Origin of the sequence: Kordia algicida OT-1 (assembly GCF_000154725.1) — a bacterium.
GTDB classification, from domain to species: domain Bacteria; phylum Bacteroidota; class Bacteroidia; order Flavobacteriales; family Flavobacteriaceae; genus Kordia; species Kordia algicida.
Window position 1 is genome coordinate 3859256 of record NZ_DS544873.1, and the last position, 23467, is coordinate 3882722.

Below are 23467 nucleotides of genomic sequence, written 5' to 3' on the forward strand. Positions count from 1 at the left end.
AAACACCTAATTAATCTCCGTCGGTAATGAACAAACTCGGTAAAGACTTATTTTTTAGTACAGGATTTGCAGTCTTAAATGTATTACTGAATTTTTGGCTCATCAAAGAAGCTGAGTATCTCTTGTCGGCATTAGCATTGAGTGTCTTTTTGGTAATGCGACGTGTCGTACCAACATTTACCAATTTGAGTCAGTTAGGAACTTCGCAGGCATTGATTCGCTATGCGAGTATCAACAAAGACGACAAAGACAAAATAAAAACCTATTTCGCTATTTCGTTTACTATTTGGGTTTGTAGTTGCATTGTGCTAACAATACTTTATTTCGCTTTTGGAGGAGAATTAGGAGAATTAATTTATAATGAAGTTGAAGGTGCAGAAAGTTTTGATCCTTATTTGCTACTTACCGTTTGGTATATTGCTATCATTCATTTGAGCTATTTGGTACAACCGTATTTTTTGGTACAGCGAAAAGTATTTTTCTACAACGTAATAAACATGATGAATGCAAGTCTGATTCTTTTATTAGTAATCAGATATATTGCCATGACGACGAATGCTGGTGAAATTGAAAACTTAATAGTTGTAAAAATTGATCTAAGTGAATACTTAATCTATGCTTTAAGTTTGATGAGTATTATACAACTTTCGTTGATGCTCTACATCATTATTCAACAAAAAATATACAATTATCCATCCATAGCAAAAATAAAAGCGTACGGAAAAGAATTCATTCAATATGGTTTGCCACGTTCTGCGATGACATTTTCAGACATGTTTTTACTCACTGTAAGTGCATTTATGATTACAGGTTCAAGCGAAGATATTACGGCGTTTTTATTGGCATTAACGCTGGCGCGGATTGTACTCATTGTATTGCAACCTATTTCTAAACTTTCATCGGTTATTGTTGGAAATAATAATTCTGAAGAACGTCAAAAAACGGCAGTCAACTTAATGACAGGAACCATTATTTATTCCACCTTTTTGTTGGTAATTATTTTATATAATTGGTTGAATGTATTGATTGAATATTGGATTTCTGATCCCGATCGTATTGTAAATGTATTATACGCGTTTAAAATTCTTGCATTTGGACTGATTCCGTATTCTATATTTCACGGACTCAAAGGAATTATTGAAATCAAATTTTTCAAACCATTCAATTTGTATAGTATTTTATTTGCCATTGCGTGTCACGTCATTCTATTTTATGCATTATGTGATAGTTACGGAAACTTATTTGCTTTATCATTTTCATTAATGATTGGTTTTGTGGTACTTGGATTAGCAACTTTGTATTGGTGTCGAAAAGATTTTAACAGTTATAAATATTACCGCATGGAAATATTAATCATCGTTGGAGTAGTACTTTTTGCGATGAATTTTTATGTCAACTCCATGTATCCAAACATCATTGCATGTATTATTTGTGTCATAGCAAGTGCACTTATATACGCAGGAATTTTATTTTTTAGTAAAGTTAAATTCATTAGCGAAACAATCAATGTTTTATTAAAAAGAGGAAAATAACAGCGCGACAGCATCATGAATATATTATTTTTTATATCGCATCAGCCAAATCCACGATTTGTAAAGCAAATTAACTTTTTGGCAAAAAAGCACAAGGTAAGTTTGGTGTACTTTCACAGAACAACGCTAGCTACGTTAGATGATTCAATCGATAAAAGTGTTATACGTCACAACTTAGGCGGCGTCCCAAATGCATCGCAACCTTTGAAGCGAATTTGGGTATACATCAAAGCCATCAAACAGATTAGAAAAGTCATCAAAGATTCAAAATTTGATGTCGCTTTGGTAAACAATATTGATGTCATCATTTTATATTTAATGGCGAGTTTTAAATTTGGAAAGAAAAACAACAAGCCAAAATTAGCCATCGAAATTTCAGATTTACGCGAATTTGTCTTCAACGATAGTTTTGTGAGCAAACGCATGCGATCGCTAGAAAAATATCTCTACAAAAAGCATATTGACAAGCTCATTGTTACTTCTAAAAAGTATTATACATATCATTTTGAGAAATTTTTTAAGAAAGATGTATTCATTTTAGAAAATAAAATGCTTTCGGTAGCACAAAAAAATGATCCAAATATTCAGAAAAAGCAAGGAGGAAAAACGATCATCGGTATTGTTGGTTTACTGTTGCGTAAAGATGAATATGTGAAGTTATTTGAAACTTACAAAGATCATCCTGAAGTAGACATTCATATTCATGGAAAAGGACATTATCAGCATATTGTGGAAGAATACGCAGCAAAATATAAAAACATTACGTATTTCGGACCGTACAATACGTTTACAGATGCACAACGCATTTACAATTCTATTGATATTATCTATTTGGTATACGATATCGATCAGGTTTCACTGAACAACCGATTGGCATTGCCAAACAAATTATACGAGTGTATGTATTACAAAGTGCCGCTAATTTGTAGTAAAGAAACGTATCTTGAAGAAATTGTAATGGAATTAGGTATTGGCGTTTCTGTAAACTACAAAGAAACAAATGCTTTGGAAGATGCAGTGCGCTATTTATCATTAAATTCTGACCGTTTACAAAATAATTTTTCTTCATTACCTCAAAATATGTATTTTGGAGATCAAGACTATGAAGAATTAGAATCTTTCTTAATCAACTAAATGCAACTAAAAACGTACGCAACCCAATTTCTTCAAAAAAACAATATTGATTTTGTTTTTATACTGCTTTTAGGTGTTGTCGCCACATTTACGCTCGATAAAATCAATCCGATATTTATCTTTTCATTGATGATTGTACAAGGATTTGTACTCTTTCGACCTGATGAAAAAGTAAACTTTAAAACCAACACCTATTTTTGGTTGTTAATGGCTTTATATGGTTTGAATATTGTGGGAATGCTGTATACAGATAACTATTCTAAAGGATTTAACACCATTACACGACAAATCAGTTTTGTATTGTTTCCGTTGTTTTACTCGGTATATCGTGTAAAAAACATCGGATTATTGCTCAAATTCTACGTCATTGCTGTATTTGGGTTTATTCTCGCTTTTGAATTGCATACACTCTATCGTTTCTTTTACAAAAGTGACATTTTTCCGCTCGATTTAGAATTGTTTTTCTCATACAGATACACAGGTGCAGAGTTAACCAAACTCTTTGAAATGCACAATGCATACTTTGGAATGTACATCATGTTTTCGCATGTTATCATTCTAGATTATTTGAGTCGTACTAAAAAATATTACGCCATTATTTTGTTATTGTTGCTCATTGCTTTTCAATCGTTGTTTTTGTTGCAAATGGTCGCAAAAACGGCAATCATTCTCAATGCATTGCTTATTTTATGTTCGTTGGCATACATTCTTATCAAAAGAAAGCTATTTGCAATCTTAGCATTTTCAGTAGTATTATTAGTGGCTTCAGGATGGTTTGCAAGTCAACATTTAAACCTGTCAGTCAGTAGAATTACGGATAGAATGATGGAATTACAAAAAGGAGACGGATCGCAAGAAGAAACTCGAGCACGTATGTGGAGTGCTGCCATTCCTGTCATCAAGGAAAATTACCTCATCGGTACAGGAACCGGCGATGTTAAAAAAGCCTTGCATGCCGAATTTGGAAAACAAAACATCAGCATTCGTAGCAATGTGCACAATCAATATTTAGATTATTTAATGCGATTCGGAATTATCGGTTTGGGACTATTTCTAGCCGTTTTTGCGTATTCGCTCATTCACGCAATCAAAACAAATAATTATATTTACTTTTGCTTCACCATCATCATAATGGTCTGTTGTTTTACAGAAAACATATTGAGCAGGCAATGGGGAATTACCTTCTTTGCAACTTTCAATTATTTGCTATACTATCAATACCAAAAAAAATAAATGGCGATTACATACGTACTCATATTTGTTTTGCTGTTTCATATCATTCTATTTAGAAAGATGATCTTTCGGTGGAATACAATAAGCATCTTTTTTATTGCTACATGCATCTTTTCGATTATTGGAATTTTAATGTTTCCTTTTATGCGAATGTACGCAGGTAGAACCTTTTGGACGTTTCAATTAGAGCTTATTACGGATGCAGACGTTGTGAAAACACAATTGCTTGCCGTTGGCGGATTAATGCTAGTGCTATATTCCTATGTTTTTGGAATGTTATTAATGTATAAACGTGTAGAATGTATCGATCATTTCAGAATAAAAACGCCCATAAAAAACAACCTGAGTAATGTAAACTTTTACTTTATGCTCATTGGTATATTTGGTTTTCTGTTCATTTACTTATTGATAAAACGAGATGTCTTACTCACGGGATTATTTGACGGACTCATTGGGCGACAACCTGTTGCATTGCTAGAATCACGCCGTGGAATTACCTCCAATTATTTATACGTAGTCATTACGTATAACTTACTGCCATTTTTAACCATAGTAGCGTTATTCTTAATGATGAAAAAGAAAACATTGATGAGTAGATTGCTATTCATCGGATTGTTTTTAGTATCGTTTTTACTCATCTTGCTATTATTTCAAAAGCGTCCGTTAATTCTATTCTTATTATCGTTAACGGTAGCTGCATTTGTATTCAAAAAATACATTAATATCAAGGAAAAGCGCATTCGAACAAAAAAAGAAAAAAGAAAAGCACGTCGCCGAACTATCCTTGTTTTAGCTTCCTTATTCTCAATACTATTACTGCTATATTATTCGGCTACGACATACAGGTTTGACAATATTTTTGAAGGACTTTTTACACTGACAGAAATTGTACTAACACGTGTATTTGGTCGTTTGGCAATTCCTGCGTTTTGTTATGTACATTACTTTCCTGCGGTAGAAGATCATTATGCGCTGACCAACATCGGAATGTTTAGTAAAATATTTGGGTATGAATTATATCCTGACAGTAAAGTTCTTTTTAATCATTTTACTAGAAACAAAAAAGAAGGTTCATTAGCCATTAATAGTATCATAGATTTTTATGGTGCATTTGGTTACTACGGATTCTTTACAGGAAACTTCATCTTAGGATTATTGCTAAGCGCTTTAGATGCATTTTTAAACAGACTTGAAAAAAACAACATTAACATCATCTTTATCATTTTCTGTTTTGTATTTGCGTACTACTTATCACAAGCAAGTTTGGCAAGATCGCTACTTGGATATGGTTTCTTCTTCTTCATGGTTGCATGGATGTTTTTGCAAAAAAACTTTAAAATAAAAATGCGTCCATGAATTTTATTAAAAAAAACATAGATACAATTGTAATTGTTTTTTTAATGGGATTTCTCATTAGTGACTTTGTGACGAGTCTTGTGTTCAAATTAGCTCCAAAATCATTTTACCGATACTCTGGCATGCTCAAATTACTGTTTGAAGCTATTATGGTGGGAATGATTATAGTACATTTCAAAAAACCATTCCGAACCTTTTGGTTTATTGTCGCATTTACCATATCATTCATCATCAGTCAGTTTTTGCTACAAGAATCAGGATATGATTTTATGACACAACTATCTAGCGGAAACATCTATTTTTTTAACAGATACATGTATGTGCTCATATTCATACTCTTTGTAAAAACAGTACCGTTACAAAAAGAAACGTATGAAAAAATATACCGCTATTTTGAATATTTCCTATACATAAATACCATTGCGCTACTTGTAGGATACATCTTTCATGTTGAAGTATTTCGTTCGTATGAATATACCACGCGATTTGGCGTATCAGGCTTTTTCTCAAAACCAGGAGAAGCTAGTTATATGTATATGATAGCGATCATCGTTAACTATTACCTTTGGATTTCTAAAAATACCAAAACATATCTTTTCAAACTGCTATTCTTCATTGCATGTTCGTTGTGTTTAGGACAAAAGAAAATGATGCTATTCTTATTATTGCTCAGCATTATACACTTGGTACATTATAACCGATTCAAAAAAATATTCCGCATACTATTACCTTTAGGATTTATAGTTTTTCTATTCTTTAAAGATGCTATCATACGAGCTTTGCTAAGCAGATCGCCATTTTGGACCATGATTTATGAAGAAAGCGGATTGGTTTCTACAATCTTCTCGTATAGAGATCAATTACTCTTAAAAGCAATAGACTATATTGATGAAAATTGGTCATTTCTCAACTACATATTTGGCGGATTGGATTTCGATAAATACAAAGTAGAATTTGAATTCATTGATCTATACATTTTCTTAGGATTTGCAGGAATTGTATACTATCTCTACGTGGTTTCAAGCTATCTAAATGGTGGAAACTTCTTAAAGCGAAACTTAATCATTATAGCCTTTATTACAAGTTTAATTTCAGGTGGATTAATTCTAAATGTCACCGCAGCTATACTTCTTTATGTTGTAGCGAAATACATAATGTTGCCAAAAAATGGTGCACAAGTCTGATAATTACTAAATTTGTTGGCTTTGTGTTGAATTAAAAGTAAGTTTGCACAAATTTTGTAAAATCAGAAAACAGATGAAACAAATATTACAGTCTTTTAAAACTGGAGTCACCGAATTAGCAGAATTGCCATCTCCACGTGTCAAAGGTGGACAAGTACTTATTCAAACAACAAGAAGCCTTGTTTCACTTGGAACAGAACGTATGTTGGTTGAATTTGGAAAAGCTTCTTTAATCCAAAAAGCTAGACAACAACCAGACAAGGTAAAAATGGTGTTGGATAAAATAAAGACTGAAGGGTTGATGCCAACCATAGAAACGGTTTTCAACAAACTAGAACAACCACTTCCATTAGGATATTGTAACGTAGGGAAAGTTGTTGCTGTTGGAAAAGGTGTGACCGATTTTAAAGTTGGCGATCGTGTAGCGTCAAACGGACAACATGCGGAGTTTGTTTCTGTACCACAAAACTTAGTCGCGCACATTCCAGATAATATCTCAGATGAAGAAGCGGCGTTTACTGTAATTGGTTCTATCGGATTGCAAGGAATTCGTTTGGTCAATCCAACGATGGGAGAAACAATCGTTGTCATTGGTTTAGGACTTATTGGACTTTTAACAGCAGAAATGCTTGTTGCCAACGGTTGTACGGTAATTGGATACGATTTAGACGATAAAAAAGTTGAAATCGCCAAAGAAAAAGGAATCATTGCGTTCAATCCGTTAAAAGGAAATGATCCTGTAAAATTTGTATTAAATCAAACCAACAATATTGGAGCAGATGGTGTCGTAATTACAGCTTCTGCCAAAACCAACGATATCATTTCGCAAGCGGCGCAAATGAGTAGAAAACGTGGAAGAATCACGCTAGTTGGAGTCATCGGATTAAACATTTCTAGAGCAGAGTTCTACGAAAAAGAACTCACATTTCAAGTATCATGTTCCTACGGACCAGGAAGATATGACGATGATTACGAATTCAAAGGAATCGATTATCCATTACCATTTGTACGTTGGACAGAAAAGCGAAATTTTGAAACGGTTTTACAACTCATCTCTACAGGAAAACTAGAAGTACAAAGTCTAATCTCAGAAGTTGTTCCTTTAGAAGAATACGACAAAATATACGGAGACATCGGAAACTCAAAATCCATTGCTTCCATCATAAAATACAGTGAAGATACTAAGCCTGAAAATACCATTGTAGTCAACAAAAAAGACTTGCAACCAGCCAAAGGAATCATCGGATTGGTTGGCGCAGGAAACTTCACAAAAATGACCTTATTGCCAGCTTTGAAAGGTTCAGATGCGCAAATAAAACACATCGTATCTTCAGGTGGCGTTAACGGAACTGCACTTGCACAAAAACACAACATTGCACAAAGTACTACAGATTATGATTTAGTATTAGATGACAAAGATGTAGACTTAGTAATGATAACAACGCGTCACAACTTGCACGCAAATATGGTAACCAAAGCTTTAGACAAAGGAAAACACGTCTTTGTAGAAAAACCATTGGCATTAAACCATGAAGAATTAGAAGCCATTGAAGCAAGTTACCAAAAAAGTAACGGAACATTAATGATTGGTTTCAATCGCCGTTTCTCTCCGCATACGCAAAAAATAAAATCGTTGGTTGGAGACGCACCCATGAATGTCATTGCAACGATGAATGCTGGCGCAATTCCACCAGAAGTTTGGGTACACGATATGGAAGTTGGTGGTGGAAGAATCATCGGTGAAGCATGTCACTACTTAGATTTAATTGTATACCTTACAGGAAGCAAAATCAAATCGGTTTGTATGAATGCTTTAGGAGAAAATCCAGCAGAAAATACCGATAATGCTTCTATCTTGGTAAAGCTCGAAAATGGCTCTACAGGAGTTGTCAATTACTTTGCAAACGGTTCAAAATCGTATGCAAAAGAACGTTTAGAAGTCTTCTCACAAGAGAAAACGCTTATCATGGATAACTTTATCAAAACTACAGGTTACGGCACCAAAGGCTTTTCAAAACTAAAAACAAAACTAGACAAAGGACACAAAGCACAATTTGGTGCTATCGTCAACAAAATAAAAGAAGGTGACATTGCTTTAATTCCTTATGACGAATTAATCAACGTAACCAAAGCAAGTTTTGCAGCAATACAGAGTTTAAAAGAAGGGAAGTGGATTGATATCGAATAGATAATCACACAATTTACGTTCAAAAATAAAAGTATAAATCATGATTCAAAAAATAAAAAGGATAGCCAATCTTATCTCAAACATGGGTTTGCGCTATCTTTTTTTTAGAATCTTCTATACGATAAAAACAAAACTTGGTTGGCAAAAAAAAGCATTTCCAACACAACCAACATCTTCAAAATACACTAGCTTAGAAAACTGGAGAAACGACTTACCAGCATTTTTCTTTTACGGAAAAAACATTCCCAACTTACCTAAAGAAAAAGATGAAAACCTAGCCGAAACGCATCAAGAAATCCAAAAGGGAATCTTTACGTTTTTCAACAAAACAAAAATAAAACTCGGAACCGAATACAATTGGATGGTAAATCCATCTACAGAATATCGCTACAACATTAAAAAACATTGGTCGGAAGTAAAAGATTTGTCCAAAGAAGCTGGCGATATCAAATATGTATGGGAAAAAGCACGTTTTTCATTCCTATATGACATAATTCGGTATGACTATCATTTTGAAGATGACCAATCAGCATTTGTTTTCAGTGAAATAGAAGACTTTATCACAAAAAACCCTATCAATCAAGGACCAAACTACAAATGCAGTCAGGAAATAAGTTTGCGTGTGATGAATTGGACATTCGCACTCTACTATTACAAAGATTCTGAACATTTAACAGAAGCATTATTTCAAAAAATAATGCACAATATCTATTGGCAAATTCACCACGTATATCACAACATTCACTTTTCGCGAATTACCGTGCGTAACAACCATGCCATTACAGAAACCTTAATGTTATACCTTTCGGAGAAACTCTTTCCGTTCTTTCCAAACGTAGATGAATGGAGCAAAAAAGGGAAAAAATGGTTTGAACAGGAAATTGCCTATCAAATCTATGAAGATGGAACTTTCTTGCAATTCTCAATGAACTATCACAGAGTTGTCATTCAATTGCTAACTTGGGGAATTCAACTAGCAAAATTACACAATGAAGAATTTGATAACGTTGTTTACGATCGTGCTCAAAAATCACTTGATTTTCTAGATGTATGTTCAGATCCTGTCACTGGAAAACTACCAAACTACGGTTCCAATGATGGTGCATTATTCTTCAAACTTACCAATGACGATTACCGAGTATACACATCACAATTAGACGATTTACGCGCTGTATTACACGGTTACACACATCACAACTCAAAAAGTGCGCTTTGGTACGGAATTCAACCAACAATAAAGTCTCAACCAGCTTTGCCAGCAATAAATACCTTTGAAAAAAGTGGTTATTACATTTCGCAAGATGGAAACACAAAAACCTTTATTCGTTGTGGTGCGTACAAAGACAGACCTTTTCAGTCAGATAACCTACACTTAGATATTTGGGCAAACGGAATCAACTATTTACGAGACACAGGTTCCTACAAATACAACGCAGGATTGGACACTGTCAACTATTTCAATGGTGCAGAAGGTCACAATACGGTAAGTATAGCCAAAGCCGATCAAATGCAAAAAGGAGGACGATTTATTTGGTATTACTGGATAAACAAAGCCAAAGCGAGTCTAAAAAAAGAAAATAACTCTTTTACTTTTGAAGGAACAATCAATGCTTTCAAACAACTCGGAAGCAACATACAACACACGCGAAACGTAACAAAACCTGTAGGAGAAAATACGTGGCAAGTTACCGATCATATCAAAAACAAAGGAAACAGGAAAATCTACCAATATTGGCACTTACATCCCGATCATTTAGATGCCATTGAAATCATTACAAAAGATGAAGACGGCAACCAAATTGAACCGTTGACCGAAGAAAAATGGTTTTCTGGATATTATGGTGTAAAAGAAAAGGCAATAAGACTTACATTTGCAAGTGAAAAAAATGTGTTTAACACTACAATACGTATCAAACAATAGATGAGAATATTACTAATTCATCAGTATTTCTTAGAAAAAGGAGATGGCGGCGGATCGCGTTTTAACGAAATGACGCAAGTATGGGCAAATCAAGGACATGATATTACTGTGCTCGCAGGAATGGTGCATTATACCACAGGAAAAAAAGCAGCTCGTTACAAAGGAAAATTTACCTACAAAGACGCACAATTCTACGACAAAGTAGATGTGTTGCGTTGTCACGTATCTGAAAGTTACAATGTAAGTTTTATAGGAAGACTTTGGGCATATTTCTCATTTGTATTTTCAAGCATTTACGCAGGATTATTCAAAACAAAAGGAAAATACGATGTCATTGTCGTAACATCGCCACCATTATTCGTAGGAATTACAGCGTATATCTTATCAAAACTAAAACGCGTCCCATTTGTCTTTGAAATTCGAGATTTGTGGCCAGAATCAGCGATAGATACAGGTGTTTTAAAAAGTGGAATCATCATCAAATTTGCATATTGGTTTGAAAAATTCATCTACAAAAGAGCAAAACTCATCAACGTACTGACGCCAGCGTTTAGAGACAAACTCATCAATGAAAAAAACATACCTGCAGAAAAAGTAATCTTCATTCCAAATGCAGCCGATTTTACCTTGGCGGAAAAAATTCAGGAAGACTTTGATGCAGCAGCTTTCAAAAAAGAATTAGGTTTAAGTGATAAATTTGTTATTACGTATGTTGGCGCACATGGCGTTGCCAATCACTTAATTCAGTTGGTAGAAGCTGCAGAAAAATTAACAGACACCAACATTGTATTTCAACTCATTGGTGCAGGAATGCGCAAAGAAGCATTAATAGAAGAAGCCAAAAAGCGAAACTTAAACAATATAATTTTCAGAGATCCAGTATCCAAACAAGAAGTATTCAAATACATTCTTGCGTCTGATGTTGGCGCTTCGGTACTAAAAAAAGTAGATACCTTTAAAACAATTTACTCCAACAAAACGTTTGATTACATGTCGTGCAAGCGTCCAATCCTATTGGCAATTGATGGAGTTTCACGAGAATTGGTCAATGATGCACAATGTGGAGTATATGTAGAGCCAGAAAACATTGACGACATTGTACGAGGAGCAAAAGAACTCGCCAACAAAAGTGCTGAGGAAATCACGCAAATGGGCGAAGATGGTTATGCGTTTGCAAAAGCACATTTTGACAGAGACAAACTAGCAAAAGAATACACAAACAAAATTCAAGGAATACTCAACTAATGTATCGTCATTTTCTAAAAAGAATCATTGATTTCATCCTAGCCTTCATAGGTTTCATCTTGCTGAGTCCTATATTTATCATTGTGCTTATCATTCTGATGATAAACAATCAAGGAAAACCATTTTTCTTCCAAAAAAGACCTGGAAAAAACGAAAAAATATTCAAGGTAATCAAGTTCAAAACCATGAACGACAAAAAAGGAGCAAACGGCGAATTGCTTCCTGATGCCGATCGGTTAACCAAAGCAGGAATCTTTGTTAGAAAAACATCGCTAGACGAAATTCCACAATTACTAAATGTCTTAAAAGGTGACATGAGTTTAATTGGTCCAAGACCATTATTGCCAGAATACTTACCTTTATACAACGAAACACAAAAAAAGCGACACGACGTAAAACCTGGAATCACAGGTTGGGCACAAGTCAACGGACGAAACGCCATCAGTTGGAAAAAGAAATTTGAATACGATGTGTGGTATGTAGAAAATCTAAGCTTCATACTCGATATAAAAATCATATTCAAAACCATTATAAAAGTAGTGCGATCAGAAGATATTAATACAGAAAATCAAGCAACTACGGTAAAATTTACAGGAAATGAATAAAATTTGTCTATTCGGCGCAAGCGGACATGGAAAAGTGGTCAAAGACGTTGCTACAAGTGCAAATATTGTAGTAGAAGCGTTTATTGATGACTATCCAAAAAGTGAAAATCTTCACGAAGTTCCTATTGTTATGTCTGAAAAAATGACGAATTACGAAGCAAACAAATTTGTGATTAGCATCGGAAACAACAAAATCCGAAAAGTCATCAGCAAAAAAATCAAAAACGACTTTACAACGCTCATTCACAAATCGGCAATCATTTCACCAACGGCAACTATTGCAGAAGGAACGGTTATTATGAATGGAACCAACATCAATGCCGATGCTACTATTGGAAAACACGTCATTGTCAACACTGCTGCCATTATTGAGCACGATTGCCAAATAGAAGACTTTGTGCACATTTCACCCAATGCAACCATTACAGGAAATGTACACATTGGAGAAGGTTCGCACATTGGCGCGGGCGCGATCATTATTCCAAACATCACGATCGGAAAATGGGCAACCATTGGCGCAGGTGCTGTTATCATCAACGATGTGCCAGACTATGCAGTCGTGGTCGGAAATCCAGGAAAAATAAAAAAGTACAACAACGAATAACTATGAATTCAAGAATTTGGCTTTCATCTCCGCACATGGGCGGAAACGAATTAAAATACATCCACGAAGCATTTGACACCAATTGGATTGCGCCACTTGGACCAAATGTAACAGGATTTGAAAATGATTTAAAACAGTTTCTAAACACGCAAAAAGAAGTTGGAGCGTTGGCGTCGGGAACTGCGGCAATTCATTTAGGGTTGATCTTAGCTGGCGTTACAGCAGGCGATGAGGTTATTTGTCAGAGTATGACTTTTTCCGCTTCCGCGAATCCGATTCTGTATCAAGGAGCAACTCCGGTATTTGTAGACAGCGAACTGGAAACATGGAACATGTGTCCAAATCATCTAGAAACTGCAATAAAAGATAGAATCGCTAATGGAAAAAAGCCAAAAGCAATCATTCCCGTACACTTATACGGAATGCCAGCCAAAATAGACGAAATTGTAGCAATTGCGAACAAATATGAAATTGCCATCATAGAAGATGCCGCAGAATCCTTAGGTTCTACTTACAAAGGACAAAACTGTGGAACATTTGGTGCATATGCTGCATTATCATTCAATGGAAACAAAATCATCACAACTTCTGGTGGCGGAGCAATTGTTTGTAACGATGAAGAAGCTAAAAAACAAGCAATTTTCTTAGCTACACAAGCCAGAGACGATGCACCACATTACCAACATTCGCACGTAGGTTACAATTACCGAATGAGTAATATTGTAGCCGGAATTGGGAGAGGTCAAATGGAAGTCTTAGACAAACACATCGGACTTCGTAGAGACATGCAAAAATTTTACAAAAATATCTTCAAAGATGTTGCGGGCGTAACCGTATTTGAAGAACCAAACGAAGATTATTTCTCGAACCATTGGTTAAGTTGTATCACCGTTGATGAAAAAATAGCAGGTTTTTCTCGCGAAGACTTGCGTTTAGCGTTGTGGGAAGACAATATTGAATCGCGACCACTCTGGAAACCAATGCATTTGCAGCCAATCTTTGAAAAATACCCGTATTACGGAACAAATATTTGTGAAAACCTATTTAACACAGGACTTTGCTTGCCATCAGGTTCCAACCTAACCACACAAGAAAAAGAACGTATTACACAAGTTATAGCTGCTTTTCTAGCATAGAAACAAATAAATTAAGTAATTTGTATCATTAAATAAAGAATCGGTTTTTTTTGAGAAGATGAAGGTATTGAATCCAAAAAGCATAAAAGAGGCACTCAAGCAAGTCTTAAAATCAAGCAAAAAGCGCATTGATTTTAAAAACATAGGATACTTGCCTAGATGGCTTATCTTATGCTTTGACATGTTTATTTGTTGTGTTTCGTTATTGCTTACAAGCGCCATTGTAAACAATATCAACATCAGTGATTTAGACGCGCATGCGTCTTCTTCATTCTTAGGACTTACGCCAAGAGATGCACTCATTCTAATTACCAACTTGCTATTCTTTATTTTCTTTAGAACGTATGCAGGACTTATTCGGCACTCAACATTTATAGATGCGATTAAATTTTTCTTGGCTTCCTTAGCAACATTAATCACGCTATTAGTTGTCAACTATTCACATCTTATCATCAATGATGAACCGTTGTTTTTAACGCCAAAACTGTTCATTTACTTTGTGATGTCGTTCTCGTTTCTATTGCTCTTTAGAGTATTAGTAAAACAAGTATTTGAAGCCTATTTTGATTACGCCACCAAGGAAGATCAAGTTACTGTGATGATTTACGGAATAGATTCTAACGCGATTGCAATCTCAAACGCACTCAAAGTAGAACGTCCAATGCGTTATAAACTAATTGGTTTCATCGACAAAAAAGGAAAAAATCAAAGTAAAGAAATTTTAGGATTACCAATCATTCATCTTAAAAGAAAGCTTTCAGTCATCTTACGTGCGTACGGAGCAAATGCCATCATCTTAGCAGACAAATCCATCACGCAAGAAGAACGTATCAAAATTGTAGATGAATGTTTAGAACACAACATCAAAGTATTTAGAGCGCCAATTGTCTCCGATATGGAAGACAAAGAAAATGTCAACTTAGCGCAACAAATTCAAAACGTTCAAATTGAAGACTTACTCGAAAGAGAACCAATAGTATTAAACAACAAATTAATTGCAAAAGAACTGTACAACCGTAGAATTTTAGTCACAGGTGGTGCAGGTTCTATTGGTAGCGAAATTGCACGACAAGTTGCCAACTACAATCCGGAAAAGCTCATCATTGTTGACCAAGCGGAAACACCTTTGTATCAAATACAAATGGAAATCAAATCGAACTTTCCAGAGTTAAACTTTGAAGCTGTAATCGCAGATGTGCGCGACAAAGAAAAACTAGAAAACATCTTTGAACTTTACAAACCACAAGTAGTCTATCACGCGGCAGCCTACAAACACGTTCCGTTGATGGAAGACAATCCGTCGCAAGCTATTTTTGTAAATGTCATGGGGACTAAAAACGTAGCTGATACGGCATTAAAATATCAAACAGACAAATTCGTTTTAGTCTCTACAGACAAAGCTGTAAACCCAAGTAACGTAATGGGAGCTTCCAAAAGAATTGCAGAAATCTATGTGCAAACTTTGCAAGAAGCTTTTAAAAATGACAATCGTTATGTAACAAATTACGTAACAACGCGTTTTGGAAACGTATTAGGTTCCAACGGTTCGGTAGTGCCATTATTTAAGCGTCAAATTGCAGAAGGCGGACCATTAACGATTACGCATCCAGATATCATTCGCTATTTTATGACTATTCCAGAAGCTTGCCAGTTAGTACTGGAAGCAGGAGCCATGGGGAATGGTGGCGAAATTTACATCTTTGACATGGGAGAAGCTGTAAAAATCATCGATTTGGCGAAGAAAATCATCAAACTTGCAGGTTTCGTTCCAAACAAGGACATTGATATCAAAATCATCGGATTGCGTCCAGGTGAAAAATTATACGAAGAATTGTTAAACGACAAATCAACCACATTGCCAACGTACAATGAAAAAATCATGATTGCGCGTGCGGAAATGTATGATTATAAAGAGATTAATGACAATGTTGGCGAATTAATCAATTCTGCATCACTTTTTGATAAAGTGGAAGTTGTAAAACGAATGAAAGCAATTGTTCCTGAATACAAGAGTATGAATTCTTCCTATGAGAAATTAGACAAAAAAGGAAAAGATACGAAAGTCAAAAAATTATCAGACAAAAAAGTATCCTAAGGAACAGTTTACCTAATAAAAACATCAAATCACAGAGTTTTAATTTCACACAAAAATAAAACTCCAAAGATTGCAACATAAAAGAGAAATAAATGAAAATAACTGTTGTAGGAACAGGATATGTAGGATTAGTCACAGGAACGTGTCTAGCTGAAACAGGAAATGATGTACTTTGTGTCGATATCGACAAACATAAAGTGGAACGAATGCAGAACGGCGAAGTTCCTATTTATGAACCACATTTAGATATACTTTTTGAAAGAAACATAAACGCAGGTCGTTTAAAATTTACCACTTCGCTTGAAGAAGGACTCAATCACGGACAAATTATATTTTTAGCATTGCCAACACCAGAAGATGAAGATGGTTCTGCCGATTTATCATACGTATTAGGCGTTGCTGAAAATATCGGGAAACTCATAACCGATTATAAAGTAATTGTTGATAAAAGCACGGTTCCTGTGGGAACTGCCGAAAAAGTTACTGCTGTTGTCGCTAAGTATGCAAAGGTAGATTTTGACGTAGTATCTAACCCAGAATTTTTACGTGAAGGTTTTGCAGTTGATGATTTTATGAAGCCAGAACGAATCGTTATTGGTTCAAGTTCTGAAAGAGCAACCAAACTCATGCAACGTTTATACAATCCATTTGTACGTTCGGGGAATCCGATTTTAATCATGGATGAAAAATCTGCGGAGCTTACCAAATACGCTTCCAACTCGTTTTTAGCGGCAAAAATTACGTTTATGAACGAGATTGCCAACTTCTGTGAAAAAGTAGGTGCAGACGTTGATAAAGTGCGTATCGGAATGGGAACAGATTCACGTATTGGAAAGCGTTTCCTATTTCCAGGAATTGGTTACGGCGGATCATGTTTTCCAAAAGATGTAAAAGCATTGCACAAATCAGGAAAAGACAACAATTACAATTTTCAGATTTTAGATGCAGTAATCAACGTTAATGACAAGCAGAAAACAGCGTTAATCCCAAAAGTACTCAATCACTTAGGAGACGATTTAACGGGAAAAACAATCTCAATTTGGGGATTGGCTTTTAAACCAGAAACCGATGATATTCGTGAAGCGCCATCGTTATATATCATTGACGAATTACTCGCCAAAGGAGCAAAACTAAAAGCGTTTGATCCAGAAGCGATGGACAATGTAAAAGCGAAATTAGGTGATAAAATTGAATACGCACAAAGTATGTATGAAGCCATTGAAAATACCGATGCGCTTATTATTTGTACAGAGTGGAGCATTTTTAGAACACCAAATTTTCAAAAACTAAGAGAACATTTAAAGCAACCGATCATTTTTGACGGAAGAAACCTATACGATGTCGCAGAAATGGAAAAAGAAGGATTTACCTATTTTTCTATCGGACGAAAAGAAGTTTTATAATCCAAAATAACCAACTACGCCATTACCAATCTTGATGCAAATCAAGATATTTATTGGCGAATTCCATCTGATGGATGAGAAACAATAAAAAATAAACAGATGAAACGAATTCTAATTACGGGAGCTGCAGGATTTATAGGTTCACACTTATGCGATCGCTTCATTAACGAAGGATATCACGTTATTGGAATGGACAATCTCATTACGGGAGACATTCGTAACATTGAACATTTATTCCACCTAAAAGAATTTCAGTTTTACCATCACGATGTGACAAAATTTGTACACGTTCCTGGAAAACTAGACTATATTTTACATTTTGCTTCGCCAGCAAGTCCGATTGATTATTTAAAAATTCCGATTCAAACCTTAAAAGTTGGTTCACTCGGAACACATAATTTATTAGGATTGGCAAAAGAGAAAAAAGCACGAATTCTCATTGCGTCTACTTCTGAGGTTTATGGTGATCCGTTAGTACATCCACAACACGAAGAATATTACGGAAACGTAAATACCATTGGTCCGCGAGGAGTTTATGATGAAGCCAAACGTTTTCAAGAATCTATTACGATGGCATATCACCGTTTTCACGGATTGGAAACGCGGATTGTGCGTATTTTTAATACATATGGACCACGAATGCGACTCAACGACGGACGCGTAATTCCAGCATTTATTGGGCAAGCGTTGCGCGGAGAAGATTTAACCGTTTTTGGTGACGGATTGCAAACGCGTTCCTTCTGTTACATTACCGATCAAGTGGAAGGAATTTTTAGATTATTAATGAGTGATTATGTAGAACCAATCAACATCGGAAATCCGCATGAAATCACCATTAGAGATTTTGCTGAGGAAATCATTAAATTGACAGGAACGTCTCAAAAAGTAATTTATAAAGAATTACCTGTGGACGATCCGCTACAGCGAAAACCAGACATTCGTAAAGCTAAAGAAATCCTAAATTGGGAACCAAAAGTAGATCGTAGCGAAGGCATGAAAAAAACCTACGAATACTTTAAATCACTACCAGAAAAAGAACTTTTCAAAAAAGAACACAAAGATTTTTCAACCTATACAAGAATGTAACGCATGCATACTAGAGGAAGATATTCATGGCTCTTGAGACCATTTTTTGTGGTGTTCGATTTGTGCGTCATAAATATTCTTGTCTTTTTCTTTTTTAGCTTTAACGATCAAGATTTATACTTTTTTGAGAATAGTTTTTGGAATAACAAACATTTATTATTCATCATATACACGATCATTTTTTGGCCGTTATCCACCTTCTTTTTAAAATTTTACAACGTATATCGATTTACTTCGGTACCACACATTTTATCCTTACTTATCAAGCAATTGTTAGCGTATACACTAATTATGTATGCGTTTATCGGAATTTTTAGAAGTATTGATGTACAGGCATTTGTGACTTTTAAATATTTGATGCTGAGCTTTGGAATCATCGGATTAGGGAAAATAATTGGGTATTATGGTTTAAAAAAATACCGCGCTGTGTTGGATGGAAACATTCGTCGTGTAATCATCATCGGATTCAGTGCTGGCGCGCAAGAACTGGAACGTTTGTTTAAAAATAACAAAGAACTCGGTTACAAACTCTTGGGTATTTTTAGTGATAAAAACGGCGACAATATCACGGGAACTATTGAAGAAAGCTTTGACTTTATAGAAGAAGAACAAGGTATTGACGAAATATATTGCGCTATTGATGAGCTTTCGGAAAAGCATGTGAACGACTATGTAAAGTATGCAAGTATAAACATGATTAACATCAAGTTTATACCAAATACCAAAAAATTAATCACCAAACGTCTCAAAACAGATTACTACAACTATTTGCCTGTATTATCTATTCAAGAAGTTGCGTTGAATAATGGTTTAAACCGATTTATAAAACGTGCCTTTGATATCGCTTTTTCACTTGTTGTTATCATTTTCTTTCTATCTTGGTTTATTCCGTTAATGGCAATATTGATTAAACTCGAATCAAAAGGACCTGTTTTTTATAAACACATTCGCAACGGAATCAATTACAAAGAATTTACCTGTTACAAATTCCGTTCGTTAACACATAATAGCGATGTCGATTACGATCATGTGACTGAGCAAGATTCACGTGTGACGAAAATTGGTCGTTTCATCAGAAAAACGAGTATTGACGAATTGCCACAATTTTTCAATGTGCTTATCGGTGACATGTCGGTAGTTGGACCACGACCACACATGATTCCGTACACAAAACAATACGCCAAAAAGATTGACAAGTACAACTTTGTATTCCGCCATAGCGTAAAACCAGGTATTTCTGGATTGGCACAAGTAAAAGGATATCGTGGCGAAATTAAAAATGACGAAGACATCATTAATAGAATCAAATACGACATATTTTACATTGAAAATTGGTCATTGTTTCTAGACATAAAGATTATCTTTGAAACGGTTGTAAACATTGTCAAAGGAGAAAAAAAGGCATACTAATCATGCAAAAACCGTTAGTTTCTGTCATTACGCCTACGTACAATTCTGAAGGATTCATCTCAGAAACCATTAACTCTGTACAAGCACAAAGTTATGCGAATTGGGAACTGATTTTGGTTGATGATGCTTCTTCCGATGAAACTGTTTCCATTCTTAAAAAATACGCTTCTGCAGATGATAGAATCAAAGTGCATGTGCTAGAAACCAATTCAGGTGCAGCCATTGCACGAAATACTGCGATTAAAAAAGCTAACGGAACTTATATGGCGTTTTTAGATGCAGATGATTTATGGAAACCAGAAAAACTTAGCAAGCAAATCGCATTCATGCAAGAAAAAGACATTGTGGTCAGTTTTTCAAGCTATGAATTGATGGATGAAGAAGGAAGATCATTAGGAAAAATGATAAAAGCTTTGCCAAAAGTAAATTTCTCCAAAATGCTCAAGAGCAATTATATTGGAAACCTCACGGGAATGTATAATGCAGACAAACTAGGCAAAGTATATATGCCAAACATTCGCAAACGCCAAGATTGGGCATTATGGCTTACGTTGATACAAAAAGTAGGTTTTGCCTACAGTTTATCAGCACCTTTGGCAACATATCGCGTACGCGAAGATTCAATTTCGTCCAATAAACTAAATTTATTAAAATACAATTATACTATTTACAGAAAGGCACTTAACTTTGGAGCTTTCAAATCGAGTTGGTATTTAATTCGATTTCTAATAGAACATTTCTTTATAAAACCACAACAAACAACACAACTATGAACATTCTTGTTTTAGGATCAGGAGGTAGAGAACACACATTGACTTGGAAACTAGCGCAAAGTCCAAAATTAACAAAGCTTTTTGTAGCGCCAGGAAATGCAGGAACGGCGGCAATTGCTGAAAATGTAGCAATAAATGTGAACGATTTTGAAGCGATTGGGAAATTTTCAATCGAAAACAATATAGACATTGTTGTAGTTGGTCCAGAAGATCCTTTGGTAAAAGGAATTCACGATTATTTTTTAAATGATGATGCATTAAAGGGAATTCACGTAATTGGTCCGCAAAAAGAAGCAGCAGAATTGGAAGGAAGCAAAGAATTTGCTAAAAAATTTATGATGCGTCACAACATTCCAACAGCGGCGTATGAAAGTTTTACAAAAGATACCGTGGAAGCTGGTTGCCAATTTTTAACCACTTTAAAACCACCATACGTATTAAAAGCAGATGGTTTGGCGGCTGGAAAAGGCGTATTAATCATTGATGATTTACAAGAAGCACAAAATTCGTTACGCGAAATGTTGGTAGATGCAAAATTTGGTGACGCAAGTACCAAAGTTGTCATTGAAGAATTTTTAGATGGAATTGAATTGAGTTGTTTTGTGCTAACGGATGGAAAAAACTATGTAACGCTTCCAACAGCGAAAGATTACAAACGTATTGGCGAAGGTGACACCGGATTAAATACAGGTGGAATGGGCGCAATATCGCCTGTGCCATTTGCAGATGTGGAATTTATGGAAAAAATTGAAACACGCATCATCAAGCCAACGGTGGAAGGTTTTCAAAAAGACAACTTGCCGTATAAAGGTTTTGTCTTTATCGGACTGATTAAAGTTGGAAACGATCCGTTTGTCATAGAATATAATGTACGCATGGGCGATCCGGAAACGGAAGTTGTCATTCCACGATTGGAAAACGATTTGGTGGAATTGTTTGAAGCAGTAGGAAAACAAACGTTGAATGAAGTAGCGTTAACTATTAAGGATGAAGCAGCAACAACGATAATGGTGGTTTCTGGCGGATATCCTGAAGCCTATGAAAAAGGAAAAGAAATTACAGGAATAGAAACTATTAAAGATTCCATTGTATTTCACGCAGGAACAAAACTAGATGGAGAAAAAGTAGTGACCAATGGCGGACGCGTTATTGCGATTACTTCGCATGCTGCAACTTACAAAGAAGCCATAAAAAAATCTTATCAAAACATAGAAAAGTTATATTTTGATAAGATGTATTATAGAAAAGATATTGGCTTTGACTTATAAATAAGAGTGAGCCGTAACGTCTTTGCTTTCTTCGTTATTGTCGTTGAATTTTTTTAACTGCATTACCCAGTAAACCATGGCAACGGCTCCAATAATCATAAAAAGCCAGTTAACTGTATTTGCTACTGTCCAGTTTTCTAATTCTAATTCACGCATTGCATTAAAAGGAGCAAATAATACTTCTTCAAACAAGTAAGCGATTCCTTCAAAAAGATCTTTCATCGATAAATCATTTATATTTACACTACAAAAATATAAAAACCTAAAATGATAACAAGCGTTTTTGGCAAATCAAAACCAATAAATTTTATTTTATGCATAGGAATTCTTCTTATGTATTTTGTAATATACTTATTTTCAAGTAATAAGAGCATTGGTTTAGAAATGTTAACTGTTGAGGTTCCTGTAGTACTTTTATTGTTGTTTTCGCTATTTATGGTAGATTTTATCGTAAAAAAGAACGAACTCACACAGCAGAATGATTTTGCACTATTTGCTTTTACCTTACTCATTGGTGTTTTTCCCAACATATTTGCGCATATAAAAGTGGTAAGTATTTTAGTGTTGGCATTGTTGGCATTTAGAAGAATCATCAGTTTAGCGTCTTTAAAAAGTATCAAACAGAAATTATTTGATGCATCTTTATATATCACTTTGGCAATCTTGTTGGATTCGTGGATGGTTGTTTACTTTGGTGTAATTTACTTGACAATTCTTGTATATGTATCGAGTGATTACAGAAATTGGCTTGTTCCTTTAATTAGTTTTTTTGGAATAATTGGCTTGTTTCTCGTATACTTATATATAAATGACAAAAGCATTCTTACAAATCAGCTATTTCAGTTTGATATAAAAATTAACTATTTGGAGACAGATTTTAGAAGAATTCTGCTACATTCGCTATTTACCTTGCTTTTTGGTTTAAATTTTGTAATATTTTTATTAAAAATCAAAACGTATTCTTCTCAAAAAAAGATTTCTTTTTTATTAACTAAAATGCTGTTTTTTACAGGGGCTGCGTACGTTTTATTCGCTAAAAATAACACCTACAATACCGAAGTTTTATTGCTCTTTCCAGCAGGTTTTTTTGTGGCAAATCTTCTAGAAAATATTGAAAATAAAAGGATAAGCGATATTCTACTCTTTTTACTAATGATTGTTAGTTTCTTATTCAATTTTTATTCAAAATAAGCCTACAAACCGTAATCGAAGGAAGGTTTTGACTTACATTTTTGTAATACTAAAGCTACATAACGTGCTTTTTCTCGATTTTAATGACGTTTTATCTAAAAGA

19 protein-coding genes are annotated in these 23467 nt (G+C 34.9%); 18 read left to right on the forward strand and 1 reads right to left on the reverse strand.

The window, feature by feature from the left end; translation table 11 throughout:
- The first annotated feature begins 26 nt into the window (after nt 1-26).
- From KAOT1_RS16510 to purD, 17 genes are all read left to right on the forward strand, one after another.
- Nucleotides 27-1532 (forward strand): hypothetical protein, encoded by a 1506-nt coding sequence (locus KAOT1_RS16510; protein ID WP_007096009.1) that lies wholly within the window; start codon nt 27-29, stop codon nt 1530-1532.
- A 15-nt stretch (nt 1533-1547) separates the two neighbouring features.
- Complete coding sequence (locus KAOT1_RS16515; protein WP_007096010.1) at nt 1548-2666, forward strand: glycosyltransferase; 1119 nt, start codon at nt 1548-1550, stop codon at nt 2664-2666.
- Nucleotides 2667-3899 (forward strand): O-antigen ligase family protein, encoded by a 1233-nt coding sequence (locus KAOT1_RS16520; protein ID WP_007096011.1) that lies wholly within the window; start codon nt 2667-2669, stop codon nt 3897-3899.
- On the forward strand, nt 3900-5255 hold the full coding sequence (locus KAOT1_RS16525) for a hypothetical protein (protein WP_007096012.1): 1356 nt from the start codon (nt 3900-3902) through the stop codon (nt 5253-5255).
- Nucleotides 5252-6439, forward strand: coding sequence for a hypothetical protein (locus KAOT1_RS16530; protein ID WP_007096013.1), 1188 nt, complete (start codon nt 5252-5254; stop codon nt 6437-6439). Before KAOT1_RS16525 ends, KAOT1_RS16530 begins: the two co-directional genes overlap by 4 nt.
- A 73-nt stretch (nt 6440-6512) precedes the next feature.
- Nucleotides 6513-8627 carry a bi-domain-containing oxidoreductase gene (locus tag KAOT1_RS16535; RefSeq protein ID WP_007096014.1) on the forward strand — a complete coding sequence of 705 codons (2115 nt, stop codon included), beginning with the start codon at nt 6513-6515 and terminating at the stop codon, nt 8625-8627.
- A 40-nt stretch (nt 8628-8667) separates the two neighbouring features.
- Entirely contained in the window at nt 8668-10548 is a 1881-nt protein-coding gene (locus tag KAOT1_RS16540) for an alginate lyase family protein (protein WP_007096015.1), read from the forward strand.
- Nucleotides 10549-11793: a glycosyltransferase family 4 protein gene (locus KAOT1_RS16545; protein ID WP_007096016.1), complete on the forward strand. Its 1245-nt coding sequence runs from the start codon at nt 10549-10551 to the stop codon at nt 11791-11793.
- Nucleotides 11793-12398 (forward strand): sugar transferase, encoded by a 606-nt coding sequence (locus tag KAOT1_RS16550; RefSeq protein WP_007096017.1) that lies wholly within the window; start codon nt 11793-11795, stop codon nt 12396-12398. Before KAOT1_RS16545 ends, KAOT1_RS16550 begins: the two co-directional genes overlap by 1 nt.
- Nucleotides 12391-13002, forward strand: a complete 612-nt coding sequence (locus KAOT1_RS16555) for an acetyltransferase (RefSeq protein ID WP_007096018.1) — start codon at nt 12391-12393, stop codon at nt 13000-13002. The genes KAOT1_RS16550 and KAOT1_RS16555 overlap by 8 nt, the downstream gene beginning before the upstream one ends.
- A 2-nt stretch (nt 13003-13004) precedes the next feature.
- A complete protein-coding gene (locus KAOT1_RS16560) occupies nt 13005-14138 on the forward strand; it encodes a DegT/DnrJ/EryC1/StrS family aminotransferase (protein WP_007096019.1) in 1134 nt (377 codons plus the stop codon).
- Nucleotides 14139-14196: 58 nt separating this feature from the next.
- On the forward strand, nt 14197-16233 hold the full coding sequence (locus KAOT1_RS16565; RefSeq protein WP_007096020.1) for a polysaccharide biosynthesis protein: 2037 nt from the start codon (nt 14197-14199) through the stop codon (nt 16231-16233).
- A 92-nt stretch (nt 16234-16325) separates the two neighbouring features.
- Nucleotides 16326-17636, forward strand: coding sequence for a UDP-glucose dehydrogenase family protein (locus tag KAOT1_RS16570; RefSeq protein WP_007096021.1), 1311 nt, complete (start codon nt 16326-16328; stop codon nt 17634-17636).
- Nucleotides 17637-17735: 99 nt separating this feature from the next.
- Nucleotides 17736-18722 (forward strand): UDP-glucuronic acid decarboxylase family protein, encoded by a 987-nt coding sequence (locus KAOT1_RS16575; protein ID WP_007096022.1) that lies wholly within the window; start codon nt 17736-17738, stop codon nt 18720-18722.
- A 3-nt stretch (nt 18723-18725) separates the two neighbouring features.
- A complete protein-coding gene (locus KAOT1_RS16580; RefSeq protein ID WP_007096023.1) occupies nt 18726-20132 on the forward strand; it encodes an exopolysaccharide biosynthesis polyprenyl glycosylphosphotransferase in 1407 nt (468 codons plus the stop codon).
- Nucleotides 20133-20134: 2 nt separating this feature from the next.
- Complete coding sequence (locus tag KAOT1_RS16585) at nt 20135-20905, forward strand: glycosyltransferase family 2 protein (RefSeq protein ID WP_007096024.1); 771 nt, start codon at nt 20135-20137, stop codon at nt 20903-20905.
- Nucleotides 20902-22173 carry a phosphoribosylamine--glycine ligase gene (purD, locus tag KAOT1_RS16590; RefSeq protein ID WP_007096025.1) on the forward strand — a complete coding sequence of 424 codons (1272 nt, stop codon included), beginning with the start codon at nt 20902-20904 and terminating at the stop codon, nt 22171-22173. The genes KAOT1_RS16585 and purD overlap by 4 nt, the downstream gene beginning before the upstream one ends.
- Here purD and KAOT1_RS16595 read toward each other — a convergent pair.
- The gene (locus KAOT1_RS16595) at nt 22168-22395 is read right to left on the reverse strand and encodes a DUF6341 family protein (RefSeq protein ID WP_007096026.1); all 228 of its coding nucleotides are present in this window, start codon (nt 22393-22395) and stop codon (nt 22168-22170) included. The two genes, purD and KAOT1_RS16595, sit on opposite strands and share 6 nt — an antisense overlap.
- 111 nt (nt 22396-22506) lie before the next feature.
- Here KAOT1_RS16595 and KAOT1_RS16600 point away from each other — a divergent pair, with 111 nt between their 5' ends.
- On the forward strand, nt 22507-23364 hold the full coding sequence (locus KAOT1_RS16600; RefSeq protein WP_157560161.1) for a hypothetical protein: 858 nt from the start codon (nt 22507-22509) through the stop codon (nt 23362-23364).
- The last annotated feature ends 103 nt before the right edge of the window (nt 23365-23467 follow it).

Bases quoted from the DNA above. Each gene is read 5' to 3' on its own strand.
- KAOT1_RS16510 (WP_007096009.1), top strand. From the start codon at position 27: ATGAACAAACTCGGTAAAGACTTATTTTTTAGTACAGGATTTGCAGTC.
- KAOT1_RS16515 (WP_007096010.1), top strand. From the start codon at position 1,548: ATGAATATATTATTTTTTATATCGCATCAGCCAAATCCACGATTTGTA.
- KAOT1_RS16520 (WP_007096011.1), top strand. From the start codon at position 2,667: ATGCAACTAAAAACGTACGCAACCCAATTTCTTCAAAAAAACAATATT.
- KAOT1_RS16525 (WP_007096012.1), top strand. From the start codon at position 3,900: ATGGCGATTACATACGTACTCATATTTGTTTTGCTGTTTCATATCATT.
- KAOT1_RS16530 (WP_007096013.1), top strand. From the start codon at position 5,252: ATGAATTTTATTAAAAAAAACATAGATACAATTGTAATTGTTTTTTTA.
- KAOT1_RS16535 (WP_007096014.1), top strand. From the start codon at position 6,513: ATGAAACAAATATTACAGTCTTTTAAAACTGGAGTCACCGAATTAGCA.
- KAOT1_RS16540 (WP_007096015.1), top strand. From the start codon at position 8,668: ATGATTCAAAAAATAAAAAGGATAGCCAATCTTATCTCAAACATGGGT.
- KAOT1_RS16545 (WP_007096016.1), top strand. From the start codon at position 10,549: ATGAGAATATTACTAATTCATCAGTATTTCTTAGAAAAAGGAGATGGC.
- KAOT1_RS16550 (WP_007096017.1), top strand. From the start codon at position 11,793: ATGTATCGTCATTTTCTAAAAAGAATCATTGATTTCATCCTAGCCTTC.
- KAOT1_RS16555 (WP_007096018.1), top strand. From the start codon at position 12,391: ATGAATAAAATTTGTCTATTCGGCGCAAGCGGACATGGAAAAGTGGTC.
- KAOT1_RS16560 (WP_007096019.1), top strand. From the start codon at position 13,005: ATGAATTCAAGAATTTGGCTTTCATCTCCGCACATGGGCGGAAACGAA.
- KAOT1_RS16565 (WP_007096020.1), top strand. From the start codon at position 14,197: ATGAAGGTATTGAATCCAAAAAGCATAAAAGAGGCACTCAAGCAAGTC.
- KAOT1_RS16570 (WP_007096021.1), top strand. From the start codon at position 16,326: ATGAAAATAACTGTTGTAGGAACAGGATATGTAGGATTAGTCACAGGA.
- KAOT1_RS16575 (WP_007096022.1), top strand. From the start codon at position 17,736: ATGAAACGAATTCTAATTACGGGAGCTGCAGGATTTATAGGTTCACAC.
- KAOT1_RS16580 (WP_007096023.1), top strand. From the start codon at position 18,726: ATGCATACTAGAGGAAGATATTCATGGCTCTTGAGACCATTTTTTGTG.
- KAOT1_RS16585 (WP_007096024.1), top strand. From the start codon at position 20,135: ATGCAAAAACCGTTAGTTTCTGTCATTACGCCTACGTACAATTCTGAA.
- purD (WP_007096025.1), top strand. From the start codon at position 20,902: ATGAACATTCTTGTTTTAGGATCAGGAGGTAGAGAACACACATTGACT.
- KAOT1_RS16595 (WP_007096026.1), bottom strand. From the start codon at position 22,395: ATGAAAGATCTTTTTGAAGGAATCGCTTACTTGTTTGAAGAAGTATTA.
- KAOT1_RS16600 (WP_157560161.1), top strand. From the start codon at position 22,507: ATGTATTTTGTAATATACTTATTTTCAAGTAATAAGAGCATTGGTTTA.